The 19,560-nt window shown below is 69.3% G+C and carries 15 protein-coding genes; 9 read left to right on the forward strand and 6 right to left on the reverse strand.

The window, feature by feature from the left end:
- Nucleotides 1–214: 214 nt before the first annotated feature.
- The 4 genes from ACIPXM_RS11115 (at nucleotide 215) to ACIPXM_RS11130 (ending at nucleotide 3,174) form a co-directional block, all read left to right on the forward strand.
- Complete coding sequence (locus ACIPXM_RS11115) at nucleotides 215–421, forward strand: hypothetical protein (RefSeq protein WP_401654376.1); 207 nt, start codon at nucleotides 215–217, stop codon at nucleotides 419–421.
- A complete protein-coding gene (locus ACIPXM_RS11120) occupies nucleotides 405–902 on the forward strand; it encodes a DUF6879 family protein (protein WP_401654378.1) in 498 nt (165 codons plus the stop codon). The genes ACIPXM_RS11115 and ACIPXM_RS11120 overlap by 17 nt, the downstream gene beginning before the upstream one ends.
- Nucleotides 899–1,729 carry a helix-turn-helix domain-containing protein gene (locus ACIPXM_RS11125; RefSeq protein WP_401654380.1) on the forward strand — a complete coding sequence of 277 codons (831 nt, stop codon included), beginning with the start codon at nucleotides 899–901 and terminating at the stop codon, nucleotides 1,727–1,729. Before ACIPXM_RS11120 ends, ACIPXM_RS11125 begins: the two co-directional genes overlap by 4 nt.
- A gap of 290 nt (nucleotides 1,730–2,019) precedes the next feature.
- Entirely contained in the window at nucleotides 2,020–3,174 is a 1,155-nt protein-coding gene (locus ACIPXM_RS11130) for a methyltransferase domain-containing protein (protein WP_401654382.1), read from the forward strand.
- 172 nt (nucleotides 3,175–3,346) lie between these two features.
- On the opposite strand, the gene ACIPXM_RS11135 is transcribed toward ACIPXM_RS11130, so the two are convergent.
- A complete protein-coding gene (locus tag ACIPXM_RS11135) occupies nucleotides 3,347–4,867 on the reverse strand; it encodes an MFS transporter (RefSeq protein WP_401654384.1) in 1,521 nt (506 codons plus the stop codon).
- Between the two features lie 291 nt (nucleotides 4,868–5,158).
- On the opposite strand from ACIPXM_RS11135, the gene lipB reads away from it, so the two are divergent.
- The 4 genes from lipB to ACIPXM_RS11155 all read left to right on the forward strand — a co-directional run bounded on the left by lipB (nucleotide 5,159) and on the right by ACIPXM_RS11155 (nucleotide 8,349).
- Nucleotides 5,159–5,998 (forward strand): lipoyl(octanoyl) transferase LipB, encoded by an 840-nt coding sequence (gene lipB / locus ACIPXM_RS11140; RefSeq protein ID WP_401654386.1) that lies wholly within the window; start codon nucleotides 5,159–5,161, stop codon nucleotides 5,996–5,998.
- 136 nt (nucleotides 5,999–6,134) lie between these two features.
- Nucleotides 6,135–7,106: a lipoyl synthase gene (lipA, locus tag ACIPXM_RS11145; protein WP_401654389.1), complete on the forward strand. Its 972-nt coding sequence runs from the start codon at nucleotides 6,135–6,137 to the stop codon at nucleotides 7,104–7,106.
- A 291-nt stretch (nucleotides 7,107–7,397) separates the two neighbouring features.
- On the forward strand, nucleotides 7,398–7,622 hold the full coding sequence (locus tag ACIPXM_RS11150; protein ID WP_401654391.1) for a hypothetical protein: 225 nt from the start codon (nucleotides 7,398–7,400) through the stop codon (nucleotides 7,620–7,622).
- Nucleotides 7,623–7,632: 10 nt separating this feature from the next.
- On the forward strand, nucleotides 7,633–8,349 hold the full coding sequence (locus tag ACIPXM_RS11155) for a DUF4191 domain-containing protein (protein ID WP_401654393.1): 717 nt from the start codon (nucleotides 7,633–7,635) through the stop codon (nucleotides 8,347–8,349).
- Nucleotides 8,350–8,521: 172 nt separating this feature from the next.
- On the opposite strand, the gene ACIPXM_RS11160 is transcribed toward ACIPXM_RS11155, so the two are convergent.
- The gene (locus ACIPXM_RS11160) at nucleotides 8,522–8,989 is read right to left on the reverse strand and encodes an RDD family protein (protein ID WP_401654395.1); all 468 of its coding nucleotides are present in this window, start codon (nucleotides 8,987–8,989) and stop codon (nucleotides 8,522–8,524) included.
- A gap of 234 nt (nucleotides 8,990–9,223) precedes the next feature.
- Here ACIPXM_RS11160 and glnA point away from each other — a divergent pair, with 234 nt between their 5' ends.
- Nucleotides 9,224–10,633: a type I glutamate--ammonia ligase gene (glnA, locus tag ACIPXM_RS11165; RefSeq protein ID WP_401654397.1), complete on the forward strand. Its 1,410-nt coding sequence runs from the start codon at nucleotides 9,224–9,226 to the stop codon at nucleotides 10,631–10,633.
- A 134-nt stretch (nucleotides 10,634–10,767) separates the two neighbouring features.
- Here glnA and ACIPXM_RS11170 read toward each other — a convergent pair whose 3' ends face one another.
- The 4 genes from ACIPXM_RS11170 to ACIPXM_RS11185 all read right to left on the reverse strand — a co-directional run bounded on the left by ACIPXM_RS11170 (nucleotide 10,768) and on the right by ACIPXM_RS11185 (nucleotide 19,557).
- Nucleotides 10,768–12,051, reverse strand: a complete 1,284-nt coding sequence (locus tag ACIPXM_RS11170; RefSeq protein ID WP_401654399.1) for a DNA sulfur modification protein DndB — start codon at nucleotides 12,049–12,051, stop codon at nucleotides 10,768–10,770.
- Nucleotides 12,052–12,252: 201 nt separating this feature from the next.
- A complete protein-coding gene (locus ACIPXM_RS11175) occupies nucleotides 12,253–14,931 on the reverse strand; it encodes a pPIWI_RE module domain-containing protein (RefSeq protein ID WP_401654797.1) in 2,679 nt (892 codons plus the stop codon).
- A complete protein-coding gene (locus ACIPXM_RS11180; protein WP_401654401.1) occupies nucleotides 14,919–18,452 on the reverse strand; it encodes a hypothetical protein in 3,534 nt (1,177 codons plus the stop codon). The genes ACIPXM_RS11175 and ACIPXM_RS11180 overlap by 13 nt, the downstream gene beginning before the upstream one ends.
- Nucleotides 18,445–19,557 (reverse strand): hypothetical protein, encoded by a 1,113-nt coding sequence (locus tag ACIPXM_RS11185; protein WP_401654403.1) that lies wholly within the window; start codon nucleotides 19,555–19,557, stop codon nucleotides 18,445–18,447. The genes ACIPXM_RS11180 and ACIPXM_RS11185 overlap by 8 nt, the downstream gene beginning before the upstream one ends.
- Between the last annotated feature and the right edge of the window lie 3 nt (nucleotides 19,558–19,560).

Genomic DNA, 19,560 nt, shown 5'->3' on the forward strand with positions numbered 1-19,560 from the left:
GGAGTGTGGTTGTCGCAGCGCACTGACCTGCAATGCCCCCACCCGAACAACTGTCACATCTAGATAGGTCAATAGCTGCCTGCTTGGTGGGAGGCGGGACACGGGATTATGCGAACACGCGCATAGTCGCGTTCACGCATGGACGGCCCCGGGGGCCTCTCCGTACGGTCATGGTCATCGGGCCCAGCGGGGGCCTGGAACCGAGGGGCCCCACATGACACGTGAGGAACTGACCCGGCTCACAGGCAACGGAAACGGCGAGTGCGGACAGGGCGACTGCCCGAACGTCTACCGGACGTCGTCCGGCTCGTTCGTCGTGCAGGGCGACGTATCCGCAGCCTTCACCCCGCCCACCGGCGAGGGGCTCGTAGAGATCCCCGAGGCAGTGCTCAGGGAGGCGTTCCGTGCTCTTGGATGGTGAGGAGTGGGCATCCAAGTTCAAGACGTTCCAGACGGAAGCCTGGAGGCTTGAGACGCTGCCGCAGTACCTCGTACCGCAGGAAGCGGAAGAGTTCGCAGCCTTCAAGGCCGGGGCCCGGTTCCCCGGCCCGTATGAGGACTCGTGGACGGAGATGGTCCGCACCCGCAGCGTGGGACGCGTGCACATCCTGACCCGGCCGCTGAGCGACTACCTGCGGTTCGAGTTCGAGCGGTACTACCAGCACCAGGCCCCGGCAGGGGAAGACATCCGGATTCTCGACGTGACAGACCGGCCGAACCCGCTGCCGGACGTTCAAGACTTCTGGATGTTCGACCGCTCCACGGTCGTACTCATGCACTACCGGCCGGACGGCAGGCAGATCGGCCGCGAACTGTACGAGGGCGACCCTGCCCCGTTCATCGAGTACCAGCGCACCGCCGTAGAGGCGTCTGTGCCGTTCCTGGAGTACGTCAGCAGGTGAGTGCCGAGCCTGAGGAGCTAGGGCAGTCCGGCGAGGAGCTAGCGGCCCTTCTCAAGGCGGTACGCAAGCGGTCCGGGCTCTCAGGGGTCCGGGCCGCTGCCCGCTGCGACATGTCTCGGTCCAAGGTCAGCCGTATCGAGAACGGCAAGGTACGCCCGTCCCTCGTGGACGTGGAACAGCTCCTGCGAGCCTGTGAGGCTCCCCCGGCTCTGGTCACTCAGGTCATGACCCTGGCCCGGCTGGCGAACACGGAGTGGCAGGGCGCCCGTGGAATGCGCCGCAAGGGCCTGGACAAGAAGCAACTTGAGCTCGCCGGCCTTGAGGCATCGTCAGCTCAGTTCCGATTCTTCCTGCTGTCGATGATCACGGGCCTTGTCTCGACGCCGGAGTACATCCGGGCGAGCCTCGCCCGCATCCCTGGCGACCACTCCAAGACGATCGCCCGGAAGCTCGAACGGCAACAGGTGCTCTACGACCGCTCGAAGCGGTTCACATTCGTTCTCACCGAGCAAGCCGTCCGGTGGCCCCTCGTCGGACCGGATGCGTTGGCCGTACAGATCGACCACCTAGCCTCGCTCACCCACCTGCCGAACGTCAGGCTGGGCGTCATCCCCATAACGGTGCCTACCGGGCCCGCCCCACTGAACACCTTCACCGTCTACGACGACCGGATAGCGACCGTCGAGCTGTCGTCCGGGGTGATGGTCTTCCGCGACCCTCGGGATGTGATGAGCCACCTTGAGGAGTTCGCCCACCTTGAGGACCGGGCGCTGTTCGGGGACGACGCCCGCGCCTTCCTCCAGGGCTGCTCAGCGGCCCTCAGATGATCTTTAGTCCACATCGCGCATGAACCGCCCACACCGCCCTGACCGGGTTGAGGATGACCGCAGACCAAAGGCGACGAGGGGACTGCTCCACCCTTCCGGGTGGAGGCTCGTAGAGAAGTCAACCGAAGGGAACGCACCCACGTCGGGTGAGCACGGTGGCGGTACCGGCTCCGGAAGCGGCGGGAGTCAGCAGGACGACGGCAGCAGCGGACGCGGGCACGGCGGCGGCGGTTCGGAGACGAGCGGCGGGAACTCCTCCGACGGCTCCGGGCCCGCGAAGTAGGCGGCCTGTGGACACGCGCACGAAGGAGGCGGGCCCGACGCGGCTCGCCTCCGCGCTCGTACGGTCGGGCGCACTCGAAACGGACTGGATCCCCACCTACAAGGCCGTACCCCGCGACATGTTCGTCCCCGACCGGGTGTGGCCCGGCATCGCGGACGGCACCCGCCAGAACGCGTTGGTGGACCGTGCGAACGATCCGGACGCATGGCTTGAGGCCGTGTACTCCGACATCCCCCTGACGACACAGTGGGACGGCGGGGAGCACCAGGGGAACGGGCTTGGGACTACGCCGACAAGTTCCAGCTCCCAGCCGCACATGGTCTTCTCGATGCTCTCCGACCTGAACGTCCGCGACGGTCACCGGGTCCTTGAGATCGGTACCGGCACCGGCTGGAACGCCGCCCTTCTCGCACACCGGCTCGGCTCCAAGAACGTGACGTCGGTCGAGTTCGACCGAGCCGTTGCGGACGGCGCCCGGCAGAACCTCAAGGACACCGGACTCACCCCGCTGCTCGTCGTCGGGGACGGGCGCAACGGGTTCGCGGGCAACGCCCCGTACAACCGGATCATTGCCACCTGCTCCGTCGGTGAGATCCCTCCCGCGTGGATCGAACAGACCGTTCCCGGCGGTTTGATCGTCGCCCCGTGGGGGCCGCTGTACGGCGGGGAGGGCATCGCGTGCCTCACCGTGCAGGAGAACGGATCGGCCAGAGGCATGTTCACCCGCTCCAGCGCGTTCATGAGGCTCCGGCAGCAGCGTCCCGACTTCCCGCCCCATGACTTCTACCTCAAGGGTCGGGAGTGGCCCGCCGACGGCGCCAGGAGCAAGACCAAGCTCTCACCCGCCGCCGTCGAAGGCTGGCAAGAACAGTTCGCCATCGGTACCCGGGTGCCGGACGTCTTCTGGACCGTCGAGCGGTACGACGACGGCTCGTACACACTGTGGACGTACAGCCTCGACGGCGAATCGTGGGCATCCACCGACTACGAGCCGGACGCCGACACGTCCGACGTCGTACAGGCCGGTCCCCGGAACCTGTGGGACGAGACGGAGAACGCCTACGAGTGGTGGGTGGACAACGAGCGGCCCGGGTTCGAGCGGTTCGGGCTCACGGTCACCGGCCACGGCGAGCACCGCGTGTGGCTCGACACGGAGAGCTGAGACAAGCCGTAGCCAGCAAGGGCCACCCCGTTCGAGCCGCCGACCGGCCGTCGCACAGGCACTCTCCTGGTGTCCGGGAACAGGCCGCAGCCGTAGGGGCAGGTTGTCGCGATGCCCTGACCGGAGGGCCCGGTCAGGGCATCGGGGACCACCGGCGGGAGCCGGGGCGGGGTCAGGCGGCGGGGGTCTCCTGGGAGCGCTGGGAGAGGGTGGCGGCGACCGCGCCGAGCAGGGCGACGAGGGCGATGCCGAAGGCCATGTACTGGGCCGCGCGGACCATGTCCGGGGAGCCGAGGTTGACCAGGATCCCGGCGAGGGCGGAGGCGACCGCGTTGGCGATCAGCTGGGAGGTGGAGATGCCCGCCGCGGCCTGGCGGCCCTCCTCCTCGGTGCTCGCCGAGGACATCGCCGCCATCGACATGTGCGGGAAGACCATGCCGATCCCGGCGCCGCCGAGGAGCAGCGCGAGGGCCCAGAGCAGGACCCGGCCGCCGGAGGCGTCGGCGCTCTGCAGGGCGCCGTACGCGGCGAGTCCGGCGGTGAGGACGAGCAGCCCGGAGCCGACCACGGCGCGGCGGACCCGGTCGGAGGCGACCTTGACCGAGAAGAGCGAGGCGGTGGTCCAGCCGACCGAGATGACCGCGCCGAAGAACCCGGCGACGAGCGGGGTGAGGCCGCCGAGCCGCTGGCCGAACAGCGGGGTGAACATCTCGGTCATGGCGGCGGCGGTCATCGCGCCGATCGCCAGGTAGACCCACTTGAGCGGGTTGCCATTCCGGTAGGTGCGGGCGGGCAGCACGCTGACGGTGCCGCGGCGCTCGGAGACGACGAAGGCGAGCAGCAGCACCAGGCCGGCGCCGACGCCGACGGCCGTACCGGCGCCCTTGGGGGCGACCGAGGCCAGCGAGAAGGCCATCGCGGTCAGCGTGAGCAGGATCAGCGAGCGCCAGGGCAGCGGGTCGGCGGTTCCCGGGGCGTCCGTGTCGCGGTGCGGCATGGCCCGGCGGGCCACCAGGGCGAGCAGCAGCGGCAGCAGGACCATGGCGCCGAAGGCGGCCCGCCAGACGCCGAGCTCGGCGAAGACGCCGCCGAGCGAGGGCCCGGCGATGTTGCCGACCGCCCACATCGAGCTGACGAGTCCGGCGGCCACCGCCCACAGGTGGGCCGGGAGCGAGCCGCGGATCATCGCGTAGCCGAAGCCCGCGAGGAGTCCGCCGCCGAAGCCCTGGACGACCCGTCCGGCGACGATGAACTCCATGCCGGGCGCGACGGTGTTGATCAGCGAGCCGAGCGCGAAGATCGCGAAGGCGGCTGTGTAGGCGGTGCGGGCACCCCAGCGGGTGAGGGTGCGGGCCACCAGCATCGAGGAGACGACGGAGGCGATCAGGAAGCCGGTGGTCACCCAGGCGTAGAAGCGTTCGCCGCCGGTCTCCCGGACCACCGAGGGCATCAGGGAGGCGGTGACGTACTCGTTGGTGGCGTAGAGGGCGACACCGCTGGCGAGCACCAGGGCGGCGGCGCGGTGGCGGCGGCCGAGCAGGTCGCTCCAGGTGCCGGCGGGGGCGGTCTCGGGAGCGGTCGCGGAGGCGGTCTCGGGGGCGGTCAGGGGAGCGGTCTCGGGGGTGTTTCCGGGGGCGGGCGTCGTTCCCGCGTCCGGCGTCGTCGCCGGGGTCTTCGTCGTCTCGGTGATCATGTGAACAACGGTAGAAGCTCAACCTGGGTTGAGGTCCATGGGGCGATCGGCCCCTCTCCCGCGGGCCGGTGGACCTAGGACCTGCGACCCGGTCCTGGTGGGCTCGGCGGAGGCCGGACGTAGGCCGGGGGCGGCACCGGACCGGGGGCGGGGCTCCGCACCTGCCGGAGGGGCCGCGCGGGCTCCGCCGTACAGTGGCATGGGCGCGTATGACGCATGTGGTGCCGAGCCGGCTCCCGCCCCGGGACGATCCCCGGAACCCGGCCGCGGCACCCAGGAGGAGGCATGGCCGTGAGTGAGCTGCGATTCGTCCGCTTGGGCTTCGGCGAGGACGCCGTCGAGTACCGGGCCGCCTGGGACAAGCAGCGCGAGGTGCACGCCGCCCGGTTCGCCGACGAGACCGAGGACACCTGTCTGCTCCTCGAGCACCCGCCGGTCTACACCGCGGGCCGCCGCACCGAGGAGAGCGAGCGCCCGCTGGACGGCACGCCGGTCGTCGACGTCGACCGCGGCGGCAAGATCACCTGGCACGGACCCGGCCAGCTGGTCGGCTACCCGATCCTGAAGCTGCCCCGCCCGGTCGACGTGGTCGCCCACGTCCGCCGCCTGGAGGACGCGCTGATCCGTACCGCCGCCGAGTTCGGCGTCGAGACCAGCCGGGTCGAGGGCCGCAGCGGTGTCTGGGTGCTCGGCGACCCGGTCGAGCAGCGCCCGGCGCTCGGCGGGCTCTCCCTCGACTTCGACCCGCGGCTCACCGACAGCGAGTTCGACCCGCGGCTGAACGGCCCCGAGTACGCCCCCTCCAACGCGGGCCAGCGCCGCGAGGACCGCAAGCTCGCCGCCATCGGCATCCGGGTCGCCAAGGGCGTCACCATGCACGGCTTCGCGCTGAACGTGAACCCGGACAACACCTGGTTCGACCGGATCATCCCGTGCGGCATCCGGGACGCGGGCGTCGCCTCGCTCGCCGACGAGCTGGGCCGCGACGTGACCATCGAGGAGGTGCTGCCGGTGGTGGAGAAGCACCTGCGGGACGTCCTGGAGAACGCGGACCCTCGGCCGCGCGAGATCGAGCGCGCGGCGGAGCCGGCCCCGGCCTCGGTCCCGGCCCCGGCCCCGGCCCCGGCCTGATCGACGTACGCCCCCCCGCACGAACAACCCCGAGGAATGCCGAGCTCGGGCCATGGGTTGGCCAGAGCGTTAAGGCATGGGAAGCAACGGGCGTACCCTGGTGTGCGCCGAAGAATCGAAGCTAACAGGAGCCGATGTGTCCGCAGTCGCACCCGACGGACGCAAGATGCTGCGCCTCGAGGTCCGGAACGCCCAGACCCCGATCGAGCGCAAGCCCGAGTGGATCAAGACCCGGGCGAAGATGGGGCCCGAGTACACGAAGATGCAGGGCCTCGTGAAGAGCGAGGGCCTGCACACGGTCTGCCAGGAGGCGGGCTGTCCCAACATCTTCGAGTGCTGGGAGGACCGTGAGGCGACCTTCCTCATCGGCGGCGACCAGTGCACCCGGCGCTGCGACTTCTGCCAGATCGACACCGGCAAGCCGGAGGCCCTGGACCGCGACGAGCCGCGCCGGGTCGGCGAGTCCGTCGTCACCATGGACCTGAACTACGCCACCATCACCGGCGTCGCCCGCGACGACCTGGCGGACGGCGGTGCCTGGCTGTACGCCGAGACGGTCCGCCAGATCCACCAGCAGACCGCGGAGCGCGCCGAGGGCCGCACCAAGGTGGAGCTGCTCGCGCCCGACTTCAACGCGGTGCCCGAGCTGCTCGCCGAGGTCTTCGCGTCCCGCCCCGAGGTCTTCGCGCACAACGTCGAGACGGTGCCGCGGATCTTCAAGCGGATCCGCCCCGGCTTCCGCTACGAGCGCTCGCTCGACGTGATCACCAAGGCGCGGGACTACGGTCTGGTCACGAAGTCGAACCTGATCCTCGGCATGGGCGAGACCCGCGAGGAGATCAGCGAGGCGCTGCAGGAGCTGCACGACGCGGGCTGCGAGCTGATCACCATCACCCAGTACCTGCGCCCCTCGGTGCGCCACCACCCCGTCGAGCGCTGGGTGAAGCCGCAGGAGTTCGTGGAGCTGAAGGAGGAGGCCGACGAGATCGGCTTCTCCGGTGTGATGTCGGGCCCGCTGGTCCGCTCCTCGTACCGGGCCGGTCGCCTCTACCAGCAGGCGATCGAGCGGCGCGGCGCGGGCGCCGTGGACGCGGCGCAGGCCGTCTGAGCGGGTTTCCCGGCAGGTGTACGGGTCAGGCGCGGCCGTCCGGAAGGGCGGCCGCGCTTTTCCCTTGCTCCCGCTCGTCCCGCTCTGGCGGCACCGTTTCTTGACGCGCCCCGGGTCAACGTTTCATCAGTGTTTGACCGTCGGGTCACGCCCTGGTAACACCGATCTGTGAGTCTGTTCTCACCGCAGCTCTCACCGCAGCTCTCACCGCAGCTCTCACCCCCGATCGCACCCCCGATCGCACCCCCCCGCCATCGAGTCGCCGTCGAGCGCTTATGGAGGCACCCACCCATGCAGGCCGCAGCCTCGCAGTCCACGCACGTCCGCGCCCGCGCCCTCCCGTCCGTCACGGACGCGCTGAAGGCCGTCGAAGCGCTCCTCCTCGCCGGCGGGCAGCGCACCGCGCGCCGCAACGCCTGGACGTCCGTCCTGGACGACCGCCGTCGCGCCAAGGACCGGGTCGAGGCCCAGCATGTGCTGGAGGCGGTGTCGGGGCGCGCATCCCGGGCGACGTAAACTTCTGGACATGGCGAGGACGGCAAACACGGGCGGCGCTGACGCCGCGAACCCAGGGCGACTGAAGCAGATCGCCCTCACGTACAAGATGACCCGGAAGGCCGACCCGAAGGTCGGTCTCGTCGTCGCGGGCGTGGGCATCGTCGTACTCGGTGTCTTCCTCGCGATCGGCTTCCTGCTCGGTCACCCCGTCTACCTGGGCATCCTCGGCTTCGTGCTGGCGTTCCTGGCGATGGCGATCATCTTCGGCCGACGCGCCGAGAAGGCGGCCTTCGGCCAGATGGAGGGCCAGCCCGGCGCCGCCGCGGCGGTGCTGCAGAACATCGGGCGCGGCTGGACGGTGACCCCCGCGGTCGCCATGAACCGCAGCCAGGACGTCGTGCACCGGGCCGTCGGCAAGCAGGGCATCGTGCTCGTCGGGGAGGGCAACCCGAACCGGGTGAAGTCCCTGCTCGCGGCCGAGAAGAAGAAGATGGCCCGGATCGTGGTGGACGTGCCGGTCACCGACATCGTCGTCGGCAACGACGAGGACGCCGGCCAGGTGCCGCTCAAGAAGGTCCGTACGAAGATGCTCAAGCTGCCCCGGCTGCTGTCCGGCGGGCAGGTGACCGCCGCCAACGACCGGCTGCGGGCCATGGGCGACCTGATGAGCAACATGCCGCTCCCGAAGGGTCCGATGCCGAAGGGCATGCGGATGCCGAAGGGCGGCGGCGGAAAGGCGCGCTGAGCGCCCGCTTCCCGACATCCGACGAACGAGGGCGCCCCGGACCGCAGCGGTCCGGGGCGCCCTCTCTTCTTTTCTTCGCCCGTCGTATACGAGGACCCAGCCGTACGAGGACTCAGGGGTACGAGGAGCCGTACGGGGACTCAGGTGTACGGGATGGGGTACGGGGCCGGGATCAGAGGCGGACCTGGACGGCGCCGGAGAACCGGTCGTGCAGGCCGCGGCCGTCGCGGTCCCAGATCAGCGCCGGGATCGCCAGGCAGACCAGGGCGCTGCGCAGCAGGACGCGCAGGACGCCGAGGCGGCCGCCGCGGACGGCGACCACGCGCAGGCCGAAGAGGCGCTTGCCCGGGGTGAAGCCGAGGGTGCCGACGGTGAGGGCGCTCAGCGCGAAGAGGATGACCAGCGCCCAGTTGCCGGTGGCCTGGTTGTAGCCGTCGGTGATGAGGCCGTATGCGATCAGCAGGCACAGGGCCCAGTCGACCGCGAGGGCGCCGAGGCGGCGGCCGGGGCGGGCGATCGAGCCGGGGCCGTCCTCGGGCAGACCGAGCTGCTGCCCGCGGTAGCCGAAGTCCACGCCCGCGTCTTCGGCCGCGGCGCGCGGGCCGGAGAGCCATGATCCGAGTGCTTGCCTGTTGTCCACCCGACCACGGTACTGCGACCGTTTTCGATCACTTCGGGCCGGGTGGGTGTGCGGGGCAGCCCGGCGGTTCGGCCGGAGCCGCACCGCCGGGCCGGTTAACTTCGACGAAACAAATGGGTCACGCTTGAGAAATCCCGTCTGCCTATGGTCGGGTCCTGCGTGTGCCACCGCACTGGCCGCACGACCAAGAGCTGCAAGCCCGCCCCTCCCCGGGCCGGGAGTAGGAGGAGTTGGATGTTCCAGAACGCCGACGAGGCCAAGAAGTTCATTCAGGACAACGACGTCAAGATGGTCGACGTCCGGTTCTGCGACCTTCCGGGTGTGATGCAGCACTTCACGATCCCGGCGACGGCGTTCGACCCGTCCGAGGAGCTGGCCTTCGACGGTTCGTCGATCCGCGGCTTCCAGGCGATCCACGAGTCGGACATGGCGCTGCGCGCCGACCTGTCGACGGCCCGTCTGGACCCGTTCCGCCGCGACAAGACGCTGAACATCAACTTCTTCATCCACGACCCGATCACGGGCGAGCAGTACAGCCGTGACCCGCGCAACATCGCGAAGAAGGCGGAGGCGTACCTGGCCTCCACCGGCATCGCCGACACCGCGTACTTCGGCCCCGAGGCCGAGTTCTACGTGTTCGACTCGGTGCGCTTCGAGACCTCGGCGAACCAGGGCTTCTACCACATCGACTCCGAGGCCGGCGCCTGGAACACCGGTGCGGAGGAGAACAACCGCGGTTACAAGGTCCGCTACAAGGGCGGCTACTTCCCGGCCCCGCCGGTCGACCACTTCGCCGACCTGCGTTCGGAGATCTCCCTGGAGCTGGAGAACGTCGGCCTGAAGGTCGAGCGCCAGCACCACGAGGTCGGCACCGCCGGCCAGGCCGAGATCAACTACAAGTTCAACACGCTGCTCGCCGCGGCCGACGACCTGATGCTCTTCAAGTACATCGTGAAGAACGTCGCCTGGCGCAACGGCAAGACCGCGACCTTCATGCCGAAGCCGATCTTCGGCGACAACGGCTCGGGCATGCACGTGCACCAATCGCTGTGGACCGGCGGCGAGCCGCTGTTCTACGACGAGCAGGGCTACGCGGGCCTGTCGGACACCGCCCGCTACTACATCGGCGGCATCCTCAAGCACGCCCCGTCGCTGCTGGCCTTCACCAACCCGACGGTGAACTCGTACCACCGCCTGGTGCCGGGCTTCGAGGCCCCGGTCAACATGGTGTACTCGCAGCGCAACCGCTCCGCCGCGATGCGCATCCCGATCACGGGCTCGAACCCGAAGGCCAAGCGCGTCGAGTTCCGCGCGCCCGACCCGTCCTCGAACCCGTACCTCGCCTTCTCGGCGCTGCTCCTCGCGGGCCTCGACGGCATCAAGAACAAGATCGAGCCGGCCGAGCCGATCGACAAGGACCTGTACGAGCTGGCTCCCGAGGAGCACGCGAACGTCCAGCAGGTCCCGACCAACCTGGAGGCCGTCCTCCACGCGCTCGAGGACGACAACGAGTACCTGCAGGCCGGTGGCGTCTTCACGTCCGACCTGATCGAGACCTGGATCGACTACAAGCGCACCCACGAGATCGCCCCGATCCAGCTGCGCCCGCACCCGCACGAGTTCGAGCTGTACTTCGACCTCTAAAGACGGGGAGGTGGGGACCTCGGCGGCACCAGCGGCTGCCATGTCCTCACCGCTTCCTTCGAGCACCGGCACAGAGCCCTGACTCTCCCTTCACGGGAGCTCTTCAGGGCTCTTCGCTTGTCTCGCTCAACCGCTCAGATGGCAGCAGGCGCCTTCTTGTACCAGTCGGTGATCACCTTGGTCAGGTGAGCGATGTTCTGCTGGCGCATGATCGGCGCAGACGCCTCGGGCTCGAAGTTCGTCTTCGCCGTCGTGGTTCGCCAGATGCTGTGCTCGGTGACCGGAACGGCCATATGGCGGTCGAGCCGCTTGAAGTACTCCTGGATGTCGCCGTCCTCCACCCCTTCCTCCCTGAGGTTGCGGTAGACGCCTCCGAGGACACGGAGCATGCCGACAGAACCGAGCAGCGAGGACTCGCGGAGCTGCATCGCCAGAGTGGGCGGCACCGGAGGCTCGTTCCGATGCTTCTTCGACAGTGAGGGGTGATAGTTGTCGACGTCCTCCTCGGTGATCGCCGCCAGGTCGGTGAAGGCCGTGGAGATCACGTCCAGGAAGCCACGGACGCTTTCGATCACCTCGTTGTCGGTGAGGGACTCGACCTTCTTGTTCGCACGCCCGCCGTGGCTCCCGATGACGGCGCGGGTGATGTCGGCCACGTGCTTGGCACCCATCAGGTTGCGGTTGGCCATGGTCATGCGGTCCCGCTCGATGTCGATCTTCCCCACGAAGAGGGGATGGGCGACGATGTCGGTGAGCGTGCGGTTGGCGATGCGTGAGGTGTCGAAACGGGCCCGGACGGCGCCAGAGATGCCCTTGGCGTTGTCAGCGACGTCGACGAACATCTGCTGGCCCCGGACGCCGTCGCCCTCGACGTAGATGTCGACGCCGATGAACTCCTCCTTGAGCCGCTGCAGCCGGCGAATCAGCGCCTCGCGCTCCTCCTGGAGCTTGTGCTTCTTGGCCTCGTTGGCCCGGACCGCCTCACGGTCGACACGGGCGATCTCGTTGCTGATGCGCTGCTTCTCCAGATGGACCCCGAGCACCCGGTGCTGACCGTCGATCGTGATCAGCCGTCCGATGCCGCCGATCGCCCACGGGACGGTCAGGTAGCCGACTGTCCCGTCCTCGCTGATCGGTTCGAAGCGGCAGCCGCCGGTGTCCCGGATGAGGAGCGCCGGCGCCACCCAGCCGGGGTTGTCGGCGAGGTAGTGGCCGAAGCCCTTGGCGTGGTTGGAGTCGACCCGACGGTTGTCCGGGTCGGCCTTGGCCGGATCCGGGATCGCGAGGATGACCGGGAGCTCGGCGAGCGGGATCCGGGTCGTGTAGACCGTGCGGCCACCCTGCATGCTTCGCAGGCCCAGGTACGTGGACTCCTCGCGGGTCAGCGACAGGCGGGTGGAGTCGATGCTGATACTCAAACCTTTCAACGTCCTTTCCAGACGCTCACGTTGTTGCGCGCGTGCGAGCGGCGCAAGTGCGGCGACATTATCGGATAGGCATCAATACCGTTTCGGAATGGCATAGTTGGCTCATTTCATTCGAAAAGGGCCAAGCAAAGGACACCGGACGCGGACGGATGCGGAACGGATGCGTGGCGGACCGGCCTTCTACATCCCAGGTCACGGAGCAGACGGTTCGTTCTCCCCCTCGCCCGCCAGCGGAAGCACGTACTCCCCCACCAACCGGGCCAGATGCAGCGGCAACGGCCGGGCGAGTGGCGGATAGTCGTCGTGCAGCCTGAGCTGATGAGCGAGTGTCGCCCAGTCGACGGGGCGGTCGGGCAGCTCGTCGGTCCGACCGAGGGCAGCCAAATCATCCGCCGTGCGGAGGCCGAGAACCGTCAGCTCCAGGTGGACCGGATTCCAGGCGGTCTTGCCGGGGTAGGTCGCACCGGCCGGAACCGCGGGAAGCAGCTTCCGAAGTCCCCGGGGCGACACCGCGGTCGGCGGGACATCGGTCGTGCTGGCGAACACCCGATTGCCCGGTGCGTCCGTGCTCCACACACCCTGGGAGAAGCCCGCCTTGCCGGTACCGTCGTGTGCGTACCACTCGGGCACCTCCTCCCGCCCGTTGCCGTCCCGAAGGAGTACGACCCTCAGGTCGGTCCCGTACAGGGACACGCGCTGCGCCGTCCCCTCGCCGAACGAGAGCATGTCGGGACGGAGCGCACCGTTGCGCAGGTCCGGCCATCCCTGGCGGAGGTTGTTCGACTGTGCGAGCAACAGCGTCGGGCGGTCACGCAGCTGGAACAGCACGGTCCTGATCTGCTGCTCCACGCTCGGCTGCTCCTGCACGTGACTCTCGGGTTGCTGGATCTGCGCGAGCAGGAGGTCGGCGTACGGAACCCACGCGGATCGGTCGGCGTCCCAGCCCTCGACCGTACGTGCACTGTCGCCGTCGCAGTCCCCGGCCTCGGGGCGGACCCGGACGGCGACCAGCCGGCGTACCGAGCACCGGGTCGGTCCCTTGCGGGTGTACCTCACCAGCCACAGGGCCGCGTACTGCAGGTCCGGTGGAATGACATCGCCGACCCGGTGGCTGGGCGGGCTGACGGCTCCGAGCTGGCGGAAGAGGTCGAGCCAGGCCGCGCGGGCCCGATGGGGCAGGTTCTCCGTCGCCCCGTCGGGAGGGTTCACGAACTGCGTGATCCGCTTCGCTCGGGCGTAGGCCACGCGAAGGGCATGCTTGGGATCGGAATCCTGCGCGGAGAAACGCTCTCTGGCGGCGATCTCCACGATGGCTGCGCCCCGCGCGCCGTCGGGTACGCCGAGGTGACCGGTCAGCTCGGCGCAGCGAGCCTCCACGGCCTCGGCGAACCGGACGCCACGCGAACGTTTGCGGTCCGTGGCGACACTCAGGGGTGATGCCATGGCTCCCGCAGGCCGCACCGTGACCCTGACGTCGATGTCCGGCGCCTTCCACTCCCACCGCTCGCCTTCGGCATGAGGTGTCCGTACCGGGTCGGGCAGCCCGGTCAGCTCCATCAGTGCGGTGCACAGCGCCTCGCACGTCTCCGGAGACTGCCAGCGGACGTCTACATCGAGCGGTCGGCCCGCCAGCGCGTCGGCCAGCGCCGTCGCACGACCGGACACCTTGAGGGCTTCACGAGCCGCCTCGTTCCGCAAGGCCGTACGGGCGGCAAGCACGGGCGCGTTCCGGCGGGTGGCCCGGGTCAGGTCCGGCACCCTGCGCAGTTCCGGACTGAGGTTCGTCTCGACCCAGGTATCGAAGACAGCACGCTCCTGCGGCATCAGCCCCGGGGCGACACCGTGCGGACCGAGGCCCGGCTTGTACACGATTCCTGCACTGATGCCGCCGGATCCGTCGATCCACTTCTCCGGCGCTTCGAACACCTCGGAGGGCTCCGGATACGCGTGCACGATGTCCAGTTCGGGGAGGTCGAGAAGCGGGCTGCGCGCCCGCCAGACCAGCCCGCCCCGCTCACGGTCGAAGGCCAGCGCGTTCTCGACCAGCCGATGTCCGCGGTCCGGCCCCTCGGGCCATGGCAGCGGGGCGTCCAGCAGGACGCTCGTGCCGGCGAGCTCCCGTCGTGGCACGTCGAAGCGGGTCGCCCACCGGCGGATGCTGGACGAGACGTGGACCCGGAAGCGCGCCGCGAACGGCACGGTCTGCACCGTGATCCTGAGCAGCGCGGAGTGGTACCAGGTCCTGCCCTTGTACGTCTGCCGCAAGGGCGGCCAGGAGACCAGCTCCGTACCCTGATCGGCCGTGACCACGCGAAACGCGAGCTCACGCCCGGCCGCCCGGAGCGGGGACTGCGCCAACTTGAACGCGATCCATTCGGGCAACAGGCTGTACAGCCCAGGATCAGGCTCGGCGGTTCCGCCGGGCGAGATCTCGGTGCGCGCCAGGTCGACGGTCTCACGTTCCCAGCCGGGCAGCCGGCCGACGAGGGAGTGGATCTCGTCGAACAGGTCGTCCGCCGTCCCAGGTCCGTCGTCGCCGTCGGCGGGCACCAGGCCCGCAGCCCAGACGGACAGCAACGGGGCGATGACCTCGTGCGGCACCGGTTCACGGGCGTAGAGCCAAGGGGCCTGCGCGTCGGTCCCGGTTCCGCGCCCGGTCGCGACGACGCCCGGGGCCATGGCACGGAGCAGGGCGTTGAGCCTGCGGGTCGGCAGCCGCAGCGGCCGGTCCTTCCTGGTGCGGGTCCGTGCGTGGAGGCTCAGCAGTTCCTGATGCAGTTCGTGGCCGAGCCGCATCACATGAAGGTCCTCCGTCCACGGCCCGTGGTCGGGGCACGGCTCGTAGGCAGCGGTGCGAATCACTCGGTACATGTCGTGTCTCCAAGTCCCGGAACGGCGGGTGGCACGGGCTGGTCGGGCGGCGCGGGTGCAGAGGGCCGAAGACATCGGTTCAGCATCTGCCACAGCGGTCCGTAGAGGGCCCGGACGATGGAGCGGTCGCGTTCGCGGTGATCCGATCCGGCGTCGAAGTAGGGTGCCAGCACGTCCACGATGCTGTGCAGCAGGCTCGACTCGGGTGTATCGGGTGCCGGCGGTTCGGCTGCCTGGTTCGGCGCGAACGCCGCGTCGACGAACACCACCCGCGCAGGCACACCTCCGCGCACCAGCCGGCCGATGACCTGCCAGATCAGCACCAGCATGTCCCAGGTGACCTGCTCCCGGTCCTCGCCGAGCCGGCTCCAGGCCATCGAGCGCTGGAGCACTGTGGACCATCTGCTCCGGGCCTGTGCGCGTACGGTCTCCGCCCCTTCCTCCAAGGTGTCTCCGCTGCGGACCCAGCGAGCGAAGGCGCCGCTCTCCTGAGCTCGGACGATCCAGTCGTTGATGGCGTGGACGGCCAGGCCGAGATCGTCGGGGCGCGGGTTGGGCCGGGCAAGGAAGTACACCGTGCCGATCGCGGCCTCTTCCGAAGCATTCAGAATGTTGTGCCCGCGCTCGACGGCCAGCAGGGGCGCCACGAGCACATCGGCTCCACAGTCCTTCAAGTGCTCGACATCGCCACGGCGCAGGGTCCTCGCCGACGAGGCACCGGTCTCGTCGTCGAGCGCCTCGTCGTCGGAGACGAGGCGCAGGACCTTGTCCCGCCAGCGCGGGTTGAGGTGGTGCAAGGTGTCCGCAACGATGCGGGCTTCTTCGTAGCTGCCCACCAGAAGAAGGATGTGACGCCGCTCGGGAGGCAGCTCGAGGAGTTCCCGTTCCAGGGGGCCGCCGTGCTCCTCGAGCTCCCAGCTCGCGCCCAGCCATTCGACCATGCGGCACAGGACGTCCGGTCGTTCGCCCACCGGCGTCCCCGAGACGCGGAGAGCGGCCTCTCCAGGTTTGATGAGTTCGAGGCGCATCTCGCTCTCGTTGCCGATGCGTTCGACCGCCTCGGGCTGCGGGTGGATGATCATCCCCACGTCGACCGGAATGTGGTAGCGACTCGATCTGCCGGCCCAGCTGCTTCCCGACATGAGGAGAACATGGGCACCGGGGCGGCCGTCGACGGCTGCCAGGTCGGGCATCGTGCGGAGCAGCTCCCGTCCCACCCCGCTGCAACGGAAGAAGGTCAGTTCACCGCTGCGGACGCCGCCTTCGTCCGGTCCTTCGACCTTGAACTGGAAGCCGAGCAGGTTGCCCATGGGCGCTTCGGGCACCATGGGGGCGTAGTCGTCGGGCCGTCGGTACATCGTGTTGAACGCGAGGTTGAGGGCCGCCTCGACCCGCGGCCACATGGTGTTGATCAGTGCCAGCTTCGGTTCCAGTGCACAGAGCAGCAGGGTGAATTCGAACCGGGTGACGAGCTCGTCGTGCCAGTCCGCGGGATGCTGCGGCTTCCTGGGTTTCCGCGGGGCCCGTCTCCCCTGGCCGCGCCGTACCTTCACCTCCGACTCCCACTGGGCCAGCGCCTTCTCGTACGCCTTCATGGCATCCGCGAACTCGGTCTGCTTCGCCTCCATCAACGGAGACATGTCGAAGGTGTCATCCATCAGTTCCGCTGCATGACCATGGGTCATCTCGGGGTTGGCGGTATGCAGAAGTTCGGTCAGGAGCCGGGTGAGCTCGGTGAACGTCTCGTCGGTCAACCGCGGGCGGTCGCCGAAGGGGTTGTCGCGGAACGCGTCGAGCTTGCGGCCCAACCGCTCACGTGCCGGGCCGGCCGCATCGATCTTCTCCGGTGACGCGGGCAGCGGGTACCGCTCGTCGAGCAGTCCGAGTTGCAGGATCCATGCACTGAAGTAGCCGGTTCTCACCCAGTTGCGCAGCGCGTGGTCGGCCACGAGCATCGCGTACAGCCGGTCGGTGGCGGCGGCGACCGTGTTGAGGGCGGCGGTGAACACCTCCACGTCGCGGTCGGAGAGCTGGATCCGCCCCGCGACCGACAGTTCGCGGGTCTTGTGACCGGTCAGCTTGTCGATGAACCCGTCCTCGTCACCTCCTGCAAGCAGCACGGCCGGGGCGAACGCCTGGTCCAGCTGCATCTGCACGCGATCCGCCTCGTCGACGACGATCAGGTCGCTGCGCCTGCAGGCCAGTTCGAGGTAGCGGAGCCGCTCGCCGTTCTGCGGACGCGGCGGCGACGAGTCGAGGAGACTCGCCATGGTCGCGACCCAGATGTCGGCCGACACCAGTTCACGGGACGCATGGTGGCGACCGCACGAGCCCCAGAAAGGGCAGCTGCGGCTGTGCTTCTGCCAACGCTCGTGGCGACTGCTCTCGTCCGTCGTCGACCAGGCAGGAGGGCGCAGCCGTGCGCACGGCGCCTCGCCGAACTGCAGTGGTGCGGCGCCTGAGCTCTCATGGCGCAAGCCGTTGATGACGCATGCTGTGCTCAGGTGGGCGAACCCGGGATCCGTGTGCGCCAGGAGCCGGTGCTCGCCCCGGCCCGCCAGTCGTCGGTGCAGTCGCTGCGCATGCCGCTCCTTGCCCGCGGCACCGAGGACCGGCGCAGCGGCGCCGTCGGTGTAGGTGTTGTAGAGCTCCACCAGTTTGAGCACCTCGGCGACGTCGTTGACGACCACGGTGACGCGCTTGCGGTGCCGGACGGCCAGGTGCACGGTGACGATGTCACGCAGGGTGCTCTTGCCCGAACCTACGATGCCGAGCAGGTGCTGGATGCGGTCGATCGTGAACGTGTCGGACTCGACGAAGCCCTCGGACGTTCCGACGGTGAGCACGAGCTGGTCGAGTCGGCGTGTCCAACTCCGGTGCGCGGTGGCGTCCATCTCCGCCGCGGTCTGCCGGAGCTCCTCCATCGTGAAGCGCAGCGGTTCCCCGTTGCCGGGCGGCAGCCGGTCGATGTCGTGGGCCAGGGGCGGGGCGACCGGGAGGTCCGGAAGTTCGACGACGGCGAGGGTTCTGCTCACCGGGAAGGCGTGTGGTCCGGGGCCGGCCGGCCGCATCGGGTCACCCGCGAACGGTGGGGCGCAGCGGAGCAGTTCGTCGTACGCCTCCCAGCGTCCTGGGGCGACCGTGAGCGGCCGTTCTTCGGGGGCCTGGTCCGGGTCCGGCACGTCGAAGCCGCGCAGCGCCGGGTCGAACCGCTGGTATCCGAGGAGCGCCTCGCGCCAGGCCCGGCGGCGGCGCAGCGGCCACATGGTGTAGCGGCCGGCCCGGAGCATCGCCTCGTCGTCCGCTGATCGCGTGACACCACCGGCTACGGCGAACCCATAGCCGCTGAAGAGGACCCAGGCCTGGGCGGCCGGCGCTCCTGGCATGAGGCGTTGCTGGAGACGCAGTCCGATCTCGGTCTGGCAGAGTGGTTCGAGTGCCGGTTTCCGGACGGCCGGCCCCGCGTGTGCCGACAGTTGCTGCAGTACTCCGTCGCTCAGATGACGGGCGAAGCTACGCATCGGTGAGAGTGCTTCCTTCCGCTCGTGTTCCGGTTCGCGTCCGTTCCGCCCGGGCCTGACGCACCAGTTCCTCAGGCTTGGTGAGGACGATCCGCCCGGGTGCCGTGATGCGGCTGACGGCAGCCTCGAACTCCGCGCGGTACCCGGGGGTGTCCCACGCTCGTCCGGGGACCACGACGAGCAGCCGCTCCTCTGCCAGGTGGCCGAGCAGTGCTTCGGCCTTGTACGCAAGGAGTACGGGCTGCCGCCGATCGGCGACCAGCATCGTCCGCGCGGTCAGTCTCTCCCCGGTGAGCCGGTGGACGCCCGGTCCCCGTGACAGCGGGACGGCGCGGATGCCGGCCTGTTCCAGTTGCTCGAGCACCGCCTTCTCCGTGGGGCGCGGAATCACCACGAAGGCGCGCAGGCTCTGGGCGAGGACCAGAGCCTGGGCCGGATCGGTGACGACCCTCGGTTCGACGTCGGTGGGGCAGATCTCGCGTTCGCAGCGGTACCCGCCCGATGGACTCGTCGGCGTGGTCAGCGCGGGCAGGCCGCAGGTGCCGCACAACAGCAGTGTGCGGTCGACGACCAGGTGGTCAGGGGCGGGCCGGTACAGGTGTCTGACCTGGTGCCACACCGTGGTGTCCCACCGTGCGCCTCTCGTCATGCGGTCTCGTTGCACCACGCTCGGGTGGTCTCCGACGAACGTCAGGCAACGGCGGCGGAGTCCCGGTGTCCCGGCCCGTGCCGCCAGCTGGGCGACGAGGTCATCGGCCTCTTGTTCCACCGTTCCCTGTGGTCCGCGCGATGCCCATTCGAGGCAGGTCCTGGTCGGCATCCACCGCTGTGGATCGATCAACGGCTGTGCAAAGCCGTTGCCGTGCCCGGAGGGCAGGCCGAGGACGCTCGGGACGGCATCGGGGTCGGTGCACCATGCCATGAGGTCCGGCAGGCCCTTGGGGGGTTCATGGCCCGACCTCAGGCAGCGCAGCGTCAGGCGGTCCAGGATCAGTTGGGCGTCATGCGGATAGGGAAGGGCGAGCGAGCCCAGTTTCTTGTGGAACCCCAGCTCGCAGACGACCCGTGCCAGTTCTGCGTACATGTCGGCGGCGTCGTAGGCCACTTC

The sequence above is a fragment of the Streptomyces sp. NPDC090025 genome, from assembly GCF_044748125.1.
In the GTDB taxonomy this organism is placed as follows: Bacteria; Actinomycetota; Actinomycetes; order Streptomycetales; family Streptomycetaceae; genus Streptomyces.

What these genes read in the sequence shown, in the direction of transcription:
- ACIPXM_RS11115 (WP_401654376.1), top strand. Translation starts at nt 215, where the DNA reads ATGACACGTGAGGAACTGACCCGGCTCACAGGCAACGGAAACGGCGAG.
- ACIPXM_RS11135 (WP_401654384.1), bottom strand. Translation starts at nt 4,867, where the DNA reads ATGATCACCGAGACGACGAAGACCCCGGCGACGACGCCGGACGCGGGA.
- ACIPXM_RS11150 (WP_401654391.1), top strand. Translation starts at nt 7,398, where the DNA reads ATGCAGGCCGCAGCCTCGCAGTCCACGCACGTCCGCGCCCGCGCCCTC.
- ACIPXM_RS11155 (WP_401654393.1), top strand. Translation starts at nt 7,633, where the DNA reads ATGGCGAGGACGGCAAACACGGGCGGCGCTGACGCCGCGAACCCAGGG.
- glnA (WP_401654397.1), top strand. Translation starts at nt 9,224, where the DNA reads ATGTTCCAGAACGCCGACGAGGCCAAGAAGTTCATTCAGGACAACGAC.
- ACIPXM_RS11175 (WP_401654797.1), bottom strand. Translation starts at nt 14,931, where the DNA reads ATGTACCGAGTGATTCGCACCGCTGCCTACGAGCCGTGCCCCGACCAC.
- ACIPXM_RS11180 (WP_401654401.1), bottom strand. Translation starts at nt 18,452, where the DNA reads ATGCGTAGCTTCGCCCGTCATCTGAGCGACGGAGTACTGCAGCAACTG.